Raw genomic sequence first — 8420 nt, forward strand, 5'->3', positions numbered from 1 at the left:
GCTTCATAATTAGGTTCCTGAGAAATATCCGGTACCTGCTCTTCATAAATAATATTTCCTGAAGGATCAATCACTACAACAGCCCTGCTGAGAAGTCCTTTCATAGAAGATTCTATCATCTCTACCCCATAATTCCATCCAAAATCTGAACGGAAATCCGAAAGCATCACCACATTGTTGATCCCTTCAGCTCCACAGAATCTTTTTTGAGCAAAAGGTAAGTCTTTGGAAATACAAAGAACTACCGTATTGGGAAGATTTCCTGCTTCCTCATTGAAATGATGAACAGATGCTGAGCAAACTCCCGTGTCTACACTTGGAAAAATATTCAGAATCACATACCTCCCTTTATAAGCATCCAAGCTCTGGTCATTCATATTAACATCCGTAAGGGTGAATTTGGGTGCCGGTTTGTGTACATCCGGTAACTTGGAGTAAGTACGAACTGGCGTTCCTTTTAACAAAACAGTATTGATGGCTTTAGATTTTTGAGCAAAACCAATTGCTGAGAAAAAGAACAACGTACTGAAAACTATTTTTGAAAACATTGAAAATTTATTTTTAACAAAAATATTGTTTTTTTCAGTTGGCTGGGTTAATTTTCATTCAAACAGCTTGCAAATAGAACAAATCTATTAAACCATAGATTCTAAAATCGTTTTTTACATCTACCTTTATTCTTCAAAAATTACATTCAAATTATTAAAATTTTAGAAAATATGAACTCGAACAGCACATCGTCATTTCAGGATATTTTTAAAAGTGAAAATGAAATTCCCGAAGAATATAAAGTTCCCGAGATCCATCAGAAGGAATATCTGCTTAATGGAGAACTGGTAGAATGGAAAGGGGAAATGCAGAATATCTATTCGCCGGTTTGTATTCCCACAGAAAACGGATTGGAAAGGAAGCTGCTGGGAAGTATTCCGAATATAGGACCGGCAGAAGCAATGGAAGTTCTTGATGCCTGTGTAAAAGCATATAATAACGGATTAGGAGAGTGGCCTACCATGTCTGTGGAAGGAAGAATAAAATGTATGCAGAAATTCGTATACCTGATGATTCAGCAGCGTGATCTGGTCATTAAATTACTCATGTGGGAGATTGGGAAAACCTTGGCTGATTCTACCAAAGAATTTGACCGTACTGTAGATTATATCAACCAGACGATTGATGCATTAAAAGATCTTGACAGGGAGTCTTCCCGTTTTCAGCAGGCTGAAGGAACGATCGCGCAGATCAGAAGAGCACCATTGGGTGTTGTTTTGAGTATGGGGCCGTTCAATTATCCTTTGAATGAGATTTTTACTACACTGATTCCTGCCCTGATCATGGGAAATACAATCTTATTTAAGTTACCGAAACATGGAGTATTGGCTCATTATCCTCTGTTGAATGCATTTAAAGAAGCTTTCCCAAAAGGAACCGTGAACACGCTGTATGGAAAGGGTTCGGAAATCATCACTCCGATTATGGAAAGCGGAAAGGTGAATGTACTGGCTTTCATTGGTTCCAGTAAAGTAGCGAATGGATTGAAGAAATTACATCCGAAAGTTAACCGTTTACGGGCTATTCTAAGCCTGGATGCTAAAAATGCCGCTATTGTTACTAAACATGCTAACCTTGACGTGGCCGTGAGTGAATGTATTCTGGGGGCACTTTCCTTTAACGGACAACGTTGTACTGCATTAAAACTGATATTTGTTCAGAAAGAAATTGCAGCAGAGTTTACGGCCAAGCTAAGTGAGGCTGTTTCTGCTCTAAAGCCGGGACTTCCCTGGGAAAAAGATGTAAAGGTAACTCCACTTCCTGAAGTGAATAAACCTCCTTATTTAAAAGAATGTATTGATGATGCATTGGCAAAAGGAGCATCAGTTTTAAATACACAGGGAGGCTATACCGAAGAATCTTTTGTATTCCCGGCGGTGGTTTATCCTGTGAACAGTGAGATGAAACTGTATCATGAAGAACAATTTGGACCTATAATTCCTGTAGTACCGTTTGAAGAGATTGAAGAACCTATAGAATATCAGGTGAATGCTTCTCATGGGATGCAGGTGAGCATTTTCAGTGAAGATCCACAGGAAGTTTCCAGATTGATTGATCCATTTGTGAATCTTGTAAGCCGTGTTAACATCAATTGTCAGGCACAGCGTGGACCCGATGTTTTTCCTTTTACCGGAAGAAAAGACAGTGCCGAAGGTACACTTTCAGTTTTTGATGCCCTTCGTTCATTCTCCATAAGATCTCTGGTAGCAGCAAAACTTACGGAATCCAACAAAGAATTACTCAATACTATTGTTAGAGATCATGATTCCAACTTTTTAAGCACAGATTATATTTTCTAGATGAAATTCTGATCCTGATTTAACATAAAATAAAAATCCTTAATAAACTTCTTTATTTTTTAAGGATTTTTTAACTTAAAGGCTGGAATTTTAGTTTTTGTGTTACATGAAAGTTGCATTTTTGTTGAAATGTTACTTTAAGGATTAGTTTGTAAATCATGTCTTCACTGGAAAAAGAATTTTTAGAGAAAATTGAAAAACATAAAGGTGTTATTTTCAAGATCTCTAAAATGTATATGGATAACTGGGACGACCAGAATGATCTTTATCAGGAGATCATTTACCAGGCGTGGAAATCATATGGAGATTTCCAGAGAAGGAGTGATTTCTCTACATGGCTGTATAGAACTGCGCTTAATACGGCTATTGTATTTCTGAGAAGTGAAAAAAAGCGTAGTTTTATCAGGAACCAAAATGTGGATGGATTAGGGGCTCAGCAGGAGCCTTATAATGATACAGATGACCAGAATATGAAGATGATGTATGAAGCGATTCATCAGCTGAGTCCAATTGATAAAGCTTTGATCTTTTTCTTTTTGGAAGATTTTCCCGGAAAAGAAATAGCCCTTCAATTAGGAATTACCGAAGTGAATGCAAGAGTAAAACTTAAAAGAGCAAAAGCGAAATTAAAAGAGATTATTGGTAAACAGCAATCTGGTTCAAATTAAACCGTAATAACATGGAGCTAGACAATTTTAAAGATCTTTGGAGTAAAGATAACAGGCAGGAACCGCCTGAAATTTCTTTGGAAAAACAGCGTGAGATCCATTCTCCGTTGCAAATGTTGAAAATCAATATGAAAACTGAATTTTGGCTGATGGTTATTACATTGCCCATGCTATTGACCAGTTTTCCTTTTGCTTCTCCTGATTCTAATATTAAAACGATATCCACTTTCGTCACTGTTTTGACGGTTGCTTTTATTGTTTATTTTTACTCCCGTTTTCTTATACTTTACAAATTATTACAAAAAAACAGTATCAATACCAATTATGATCTTTTTAATTTAAAAGCTCAGCTTTTAATATCAAAGGAAATTTATATTTCATACTATATCTCCTATATCCCGCTGGCCTTCCTTTTATCTCTGATTAAAGTTAATTTCCATTTTGATATGGAGTATAACCTGGCTATTTTCGGGATCAGTTTTCTTATTACCCTTTTACTGGTCTTTTTTATTATCAAATATTGGATCTATTATATGTATGGAAGGTATATAGAAGATGTTATACAGCTGATCGATGAGCTTAACGGAATAGATAATGTTCCCATAGCGGTAAAGAAGAAAAAATCGTGGTTTGAACGTTCTCAGAGATTTTTTATGAATAAGTTTGGAATTAAAGGAAACATTCTGAATACAGTAATTTGGTTTGTATCAGTCTATATATTCATTATTTTGTTTTTGACGCTTGTTCTTTTAGTCTTTATCATTATAGGTGCAAAACTTGATTTTATTAATGTGAATACCTTGCAAAAAGCTTTAGACCAGCTCAATTAACGTTTTTTCTCTCCGAAATCAATAAATGGTAAGTGTTGTAAATCAATGTATTAAGGTTTTTATGGTAGATTTTTAGAAAAAAAATGTAACATTTTCGTTTTTTTTCTACTAACTGTGAAAATTATTATTTCGGACAAGATACTATTGGAACAAATAGCTATTGAGTAAGATTAAAAAACACACACAATGAGGCACCTGACAGAATTTCTGTCAGGTTTTTTTATTTTTTTCTAAATTTCTGTAACATTTTTTTTAAACCGAAACTAACTCTGTAGACTAACAAGCTATGGCCCCACTAGAGCAAGAGTTTTTGAATAAGATAACAAAACATAAAGGAATCATTTTTAAGATTTCTAAGATGTATATGTCTGAAAAAGAAGACCGGGATGATCTTTTTCAGGAAATTACATACCAGCTCTGGAAAGCATATCCCAGCTTTCGCGGGCATAGTGAATTTTCAACCTGGCTCTACAGGATTGCTTTAAACACCGCTATTATTTTCCTTAAATCTGAGAAAAGAAGAAGTTTTATTACTAATAATGACTTTTCCAATTATATCATAGCCCAGGAGGAGTATGACTATCATAAAGAGGAAAGATTAGCTAAAATGTATAAAGCGATTCATCAGCTGAATCCTATTGATAAAGCTTTTATTTTTTATTATCTGGAAGATTTTTCAGGAAAAGAAATCGCTGAACAGATGGGTATTTCTGAAGGAAACGTAAGGGTGAAAATGAACAGAGCAAAAAATAAACTTAAAGATATTTTAGGCTCAAATTAAATTTAAATAATCATTAAATCAACAAACCAATGAATATAGACGAATTGAAAAATACCTGGAATGATGATATTACAGAGGAGACCCCGGAGATAAGCATTGAGCAAAGAAATAAAATTAATCTTCCACTTGAAAAAATGCGTAAAAATATGCGTCAGGAGTTTTGGTGGATAATAGGGATTTTTATTTTTGCCTTTATGGTTTGCTCGGTATGCCGACCTTTTAAGCTTCAGTTGTATATTACCGTATTAATTGCTTCTATGCTTATTGTCACGGTTTTCTTTTTTAGTAAATTTTTTAAACTATACAATGAGATAAGCAATACGGAACTGAAGACCTATGATGCCCTGAAAGATCTGGTTACCCAGTTTAATTTAAATAAACAGTATTACCTTTCTTATTATATCAGTTTTGCTCCTTTTCTGGTGTGCGAAATACTTATCGTCCTGGAGTTTATCCCCTGGCCCAAACCTTTAAGCGAGACAAAAATTGCTGTTATATTGATAGGCTCGGTCATTATAGGGTTATTTGTATTGTTTTTATCCGGAAGACTGTGGTTTCACCGTTATTATGGAAGGCATATCCAACGTATTGAAGGTCTTTTAAATGAACTAAAGAAATAAAATGACTTCGGCGGGCTGAAAGCCCGCCGAAGTCATTTTTACTGGGAAGATTTTTCTTTTTCCAGATTTATTTCATTCTTTATCCAGTCTAGCTGCGGATCTTTTTTATCAATAATATCCTGCATGCTTTCTTTAATGACAATATCGGGGGTTACTCCTTTCTTACTGTCCTGGAAGTCGATATTCGGCTGTACAAGAAGTAATCCTATGGGAAACTTTATTTGGCTATTGGGAAGTTGCTGGTAAGAATAAAATCCGGCCACCGTTCCATCGTTGGCACCTCCTGTTTCTTCCCCAATCAAGGTTGCCCTCTTATCACTTTTAAGTTTTGCTGTAATGATAGAGGAGGCCGAAAAACTTCCTCCGTTGATCAGTACAAAAACTTTTCCGTTGAAAGCTTCTTTATTAGGTTTGGTAGGTTTGTCTACCTTCATTTTATAGAAGGTCTTTCCATCCTTTTTATAAGTACTGAAAGCCTGGGCAAAAAAGTAACTGGGATAGGCAATACTTTTGAAAGCATATTCTAAAGGAGTACTTTTCCTGAAATAATTGGTTCTTAAAGGAGTTGTTTTCGAAGTCACCTGAGACGGCTTTATTAGCGTAAAAGGCTTGTCGGTCAAATAAGAATACAGATTATTGATCTCGTGAAGAGAACCTCCATAGTTGTTGCGGACATCAATGATAAGATAAGGAGACTTGGCATTTTTTATTTTAGCAAAAGTTTCCTTGTAAAATTTATCAGAATAATCCCGGGAAAAACTTTTTACCTGTAAGTAGGCAATACTGCTGTCTTTATCCAGGAATTTAAAACTCCTGTTGTAAGAATTGCTGGCAGCTACATAATCATTGACCTTCTTTTCCTGAGTCCTCTTTTTCATTTCCTTATCCTTATCAAGATCAGTTTCTGATTTGGATTCCCTGGTTAATGTATACGTGTGTTTTTCACCTTTATAAAGTGTTTCGATAGTGGCTGTATTAGAAAGACCGTTTTCTGCAGTATAAAAGTTAAAAAACAGATCCTTTAAAAAATAAGAATGAAAAGTGGTATTGTATCCGTCACTGCTGATCAGACTTCTGTATTTTTTGATATAGTCTGAAACTGCAATATTGTCAATCTTTACAATTTCCGTTCCCGGTTTGATATCTTCGATAGCATCTTTATTTTGAACAATATACATATGGTCATCATCGATATAGTATTCAAAACGGCTGAACAACCCTTTTGTATGTTCTAGTTTTTTGATTTCCTGCTTTGTAAATTTCTTTCTGGGAATTCTTAAAGAAAGATGCCCTTCACGTATACTTGCAATGACAGGCTGGAATTTGAAATAAAATTGAAGGGGAGTAAGGGGTTCGGTAATAGTTTGCTTAAGGCTGTCAAATTTATAGTCCAGTTCCTGTTTAGGGATATACCAGTATAACTGAGGATGCATCTGCTGAAGCTTTGAATAAGCATAGTCTACATCTTCTTTAAGCTGTTCCGGAGGAATGCATGAAGCTCTTTGTTCGTTATGTTTTCTGATAGAAGAACATGACGATAATAGAACTAAAAGCAATATTGCCGAATAATTTTTCAATGTCTTTGAGTTTTTTTAAGCTGCTAAAATAGAAAGATTTAAATTAATCATCACTTAAATGAATGATAAATTTTTGGATTGACTTTATAAATTTAGTTAAAAAAATAGAGCTTTATTACTTATATTTTTATTTAAAATGAAAAGTCAATACATTTGATCTTTATTATAACAGATGATGTATTGGATTATTATAGGGATAGCTGTACTGCTTGCTGTTTTTTATGTAGTGATCAATGGGAAAGCCTTTGGAGCTGTACCCAAAGGAAAACGGCTGGAGCGTATCAAAAAATCAAAACTTTACAGAAAAAAACAATTTCAGAATATCAGCCACACTCCATCAATTGCTGAGGGCTACAAAATGTCAAAAGTTACTTATGACTTTTTTCTGGGTAAGAAAGATCCTTTACTAAAGCCCCTGAAAGATATTCCTTCCATTCATACAGATTTAAAAAGCATTGATAAAAATCAGGATGTAATGGTCTGGCTGGGACATTCTTCCTATTATCTGCAGGTTGATGGAATTTCTTTTTTAATTGATCCGGTTCTCAGCTTGTATGGATCACCCTTTAAATATTTCAATAAAGCCTTTAAAGGAGCTGATGTTTTTAAGCCGGAAGATATTCCCGAGCTGGATTATCTGATTATTACCCATGATCATTTTGATCACCTGGATTATCCTACTGTTAAATCTATTAAAGACAGAACAGGTATGGCTATTGTACCACTTGGCGTAGGAGCACATTTGGAAAGATGGGGATATCCGGAAAATAAACTTATTGAAGAAGAATGGGGTACTGAGATTAAACTAAAAAATAATGCTACAATCATCTTCACTCCGGCAAGACACTTTTCCGGGAGAAGAATAAAACAGAATGATACACTCTGGGCATCTTATGTGCTGATAACCCCAACGAAAAAGATATTCTTAGGAGGTGACAGTGGGTACGACTCTCACTTTAAAATGATAGGAGAGAAATATGGACCTTTTGACTATGCCATTCTTGAAAATGGACAATATGGTGAAGCATGGAGATATATTCATACTTTACCTGAAGACGTAATTCAGGCGAGTATTGACGTAAAAGCAAAACATATTATTCCGGTACATGCTGCTAAATTTGCACTGGCTCTTCATCCCTGGAACGAACCCTTACAGAAAATAACAAGTCTTGGAAAAGAAAAAAACTTATCTATCCTTACTCCAAGAATTGGAGAGGTCGTTGATCTGAATCAATCAGATCACCAGTTTAGCGCGTGGTGGGAAGACTGATTATGCATGCCAGATATCTTTATACCTTGCAGGATGATTCTCAAACTGCTGACGTACAAAATCACATTCCGGGTCTACCAGTAAATCTTTTTCTTCCGCATACCGTACCAATTCATCCAATAACAGCTTGGCATATCCCTGGCCTTCGCGTGCTTCATCAAGCTTGGTATAATATACGATCAGTAACCTTCCGTCGATCTCTATGGACATATAACCCACTTTTTCTTCATCAATGAGGAGCTGCAATTCATCCTGATAAGGAGATACTTCAAATTTTATATTTTCCATAATTACTGAGATTTAGTTCTGGTCTCTTATACACATCT

General features: G+C 35.3%; 9 protein-coding genes. 6 read left to right on the forward strand and 3 right to left on the reverse strand.

What is annotated here, in order from left to right:
- Window positions 1-476: thiol peroxidase (gene tpx / locus DRF57_RS22975; RefSeq protein WP_394363985.1), on the reverse strand; the 476-nt coding region annotated here is incomplete at its 3' end.
- 243 nt (window positions 477-719) lie between these two features.
- On the opposite strand from tpx, the gene DRF57_RS22980 reads away from it, so the two are divergent.
- The 5 genes from DRF57_RS22980 to DRF57_RS23000 all read left to right on the forward strand — a co-directional run bounded on the left by DRF57_RS22980 (window position 720) and on the right by DRF57_RS23000 (window position 5247).
- The gene (locus DRF57_RS22980) at window positions 720-2348 is read left to right on the forward strand and encodes an NADP-dependent glyceraldehyde-3-phosphate dehydrogenase (protein ID WP_115921078.1); all 1629 of its coding nucleotides are present in this window, start codon (window positions 720-722) and stop codon (window positions 2346-2348) included.
- A gap of 158 nt (window positions 2349-2506) precedes the next feature.
- Entirely contained in the window at window positions 2507-3016 is a 510-nt protein-coding gene (locus DRF57_RS22985) for an RNA polymerase sigma factor (protein ID WP_084087737.1), read from the forward strand.
- An 11-nt stretch (window positions 3017-3027) separates the two neighbouring features.
- The gene (locus DRF57_RS22990) at window positions 3028-3846 is read left to right on the forward strand and encodes a hypothetical protein (RefSeq protein ID WP_115921080.1); all 819 of its coding nucleotides are present in this window, start codon (window positions 3028-3030) and stop codon (window positions 3844-3846) included.
- Between the two features lie 286 nt (window positions 3847-4132).
- Window positions 4133-4627: an RNA polymerase sigma factor gene (locus tag DRF57_RS22995; protein ID WP_047486109.1), complete on the forward strand. Its 495-nt coding sequence runs from the start codon at window positions 4133-4135 to the stop codon at window positions 4625-4627.
- Window positions 4628-4656: 29 nt separating this feature from the next.
- Window positions 4657-5247, forward strand: a complete 591-nt coding sequence (locus tag DRF57_RS23000; RefSeq protein ID WP_047486108.1) for a hypothetical protein — start codon at window positions 4657-4659, stop codon at window positions 5245-5247.
- A 38-nt stretch (window positions 5248-5285) separates the two neighbouring features.
- On the opposite strand, the gene DRF57_RS23005 is transcribed toward DRF57_RS23000, so the two are convergent.
- Window positions 5286-6824, reverse strand: coding sequence for a S41 family peptidase (locus DRF57_RS23005; protein ID WP_115921082.1), 1539 nt, complete (start codon window positions 6822-6824; stop codon window positions 5286-5288).
- 172 nt (window positions 6825-6996) lie between these two features.
- On the opposite strand from DRF57_RS23005, the gene DRF57_RS23010 reads away from it, so the two are divergent.
- Window positions 6997-8094, forward strand: a complete 1098-nt coding sequence (locus DRF57_RS23010) for an MBL fold metallo-hydrolase (protein WP_115921083.1) — start codon at window positions 6997-6999, stop codon at window positions 8092-8094.
- On the opposite strand, the gene DRF57_RS23015 is transcribed toward DRF57_RS23010, so the two are convergent.
- The gene (locus DRF57_RS23015; protein WP_047486103.1) at window positions 8095-8382 is read right to left on the reverse strand and encodes a GNAT family N-acetyltransferase; all 288 of its coding nucleotides are present in this window, start codon (window positions 8380-8382) and stop codon (window positions 8095-8097) included.
- Window positions 8383-8420 lie beyond the last annotated feature (38 nt).

This window comes from Chryseobacterium rhizosphaerae, assembly GCF_003385455.1.
Taxonomy (GTDB): Bacteria; Bacteroidota; Bacteroidia; order Flavobacteriales; family Weeksellaceae; genus Chryseobacterium; species Chryseobacterium rhizosphaerae.

Coding starts and splice junctions, on each gene's coding strand:
- DRF57_RS22980 (WP_115921078.1), top strand. CDS start 720: ATGAACTCGAACAGCACATCGTCATTTCAGGATATTTTTAAAAGTGAA.
- DRF57_RS22985 (WP_084087737.1), top strand. CDS start 2,507: ATGTCTTCACTGGAAAAAGAATTTTTAGAGAAAATTGAAAAACATAAA.
- DRF57_RS22990 (WP_115921080.1), top strand. CDS start 3,028: ATGGAGCTAGACAATTTTAAAGATCTTTGGAGTAAAGATAACAGGCAG.
- DRF57_RS22995 (WP_047486109.1), top strand. CDS start 4,133: ATGGCCCCACTAGAGCAAGAGTTTTTGAATAAGATAACAAAACATAAA.
- DRF57_RS23000 (WP_047486108.1), top strand. CDS start 4,657: ATGAATATAGACGAATTGAAAAATACCTGGAATGATGATATTACAGAG.
- DRF57_RS23010 (WP_115921083.1), top strand. CDS start 6,997: ATGATGTATTGGATTATTATAGGGATAGCTGTACTGCTTGCTGTTTTT.
- DRF57_RS23015 (WP_047486103.1), bottom strand. CDS start 8,382: ATGGAAAATATAAAATTTGAAGTATCTCCTTATCAGGATGAATTGCAG.